Genomic DNA, 1,150 nt, shown 5'->3' with positions numbered 1-1,150 from the left:
CGGCACACCCGCCCCCACGCTGCGCTGGATCCGCGCCAGCGCCGGCGAAGTGACGCACCAGGTGCCAGTGAACGAGGTGATCTTTTTTCGCGCCGACGACAAGTACACCTGCGTGCACACCGCCGGCCGCGAGCACCTGATCCGCACCCCGATCACCGAGCTGGCGGCGCAGCTGGACCCGTTCGAGTTCTGGCAGGTGCACCGCTCGACGCTGATCAACCTGGCCTACCTTGAAAGCACGCGCCGCGACGAGGCCAGCCGGCTGTGGCTGCGGCTGCGTGGCCATGCGCACGAGCTGCCAGTCAGCCGGGCTTACGTGCACCTGTTCAAGGCCATGTAGACCGGAAGAAATCGAGTACGAAAACTCGTTCAGGAACAGGTCCGAAAACGGCGAGCCGAAATCGGCCTGCGGCCTATCATGGCCGCCATGGATAACCTTTCCACCGTCAAGAAGCAACGGGCCGCAGCCGAGCGGCTTGAACCGCGGCCGGGGGCACAGCCGGGCCCAGCGGGCGCATTGACTGCGGACGCCGCCTACCAGGTGCTGCAGACGCACGATGCGCGCTTCGACGGCCGCATCTTCGTCGGTGTCACGTCTACCGGCGTTTATTGCCGTCCGGTTTGCCGAGTGCGGCTGCCTCGGCGCGAAAACTGCCGCTTCTTTGGCAACGCGGCCAGCGCCGAGTGCGCGGGTTTTAGGCCCTGCCTGCGCTGTCGGCCCGAGCTGGCGCCGGGGTTGGCCACCACCGATTCTTCGCAAGCACTGGCACGCGCCGGTGCCCGGCTGATTGAACACGCGGTCGCACAAGGCCACGACATCGCCTTGCCGCGAGTGGCCGAGCGCCTGGGCGTGACCGACCGGCATTTCCGCCGCGTCTTCCAGGCCTCGCACGGCGTGAGCCCGATGGACTGGCTGGCCACGCAGCGCCTGCTGCTGGCCAAGCGCCTGTTGACCGACACCGATCTGCCGGTGACCCGCGTCGCGCTGGCCAGTGGCTTTGCCAGCCTGCGCCGCTTCAACGCTGCGTTTGCCGAGCGCTACCGGCTCTCGCCCAGCGCATTGCGGCGCTCGGCAGGTGCGGCCGGCAGCGAGCCGGTGGCGGTGCGGATGGCGTGGCGCCCACCGTATGACGCGCAGGCGATGCTGGGC

Annotated in this window: 2 protein-coding genes; both read left to right on the top strand. The window is 68.6% G+C overall.

Annotated elements, in window-relative coordinates; translation table 11 throughout:
* A partial coding sequence (locus tag AC1DYI_RS36400) for a LytTR family DNA-binding domain-containing protein (protein ID WP_477208948.1) occupies positions 1-340 on the top strand: 340 nt, incomplete at its 5' end.
* 87 nt (positions 341-427) lie between these two features.
* Positions 428-1,150 (top strand): bifunctional transcriptional activator/DNA repair enzyme AdaA (locus AC1DYI_RS36395; protein WP_477208947.1); only part of this gene is annotated, 723 nt, incomplete at its 3' end.

It is taken from the genome of Ideonella sp. P3_A4 (genome assembly GCF_056403075.1).
Note: the sequence above shows the minus strand (reverse complement) of the source record. Positions and strands in the feature narration are given on the sequence as shown.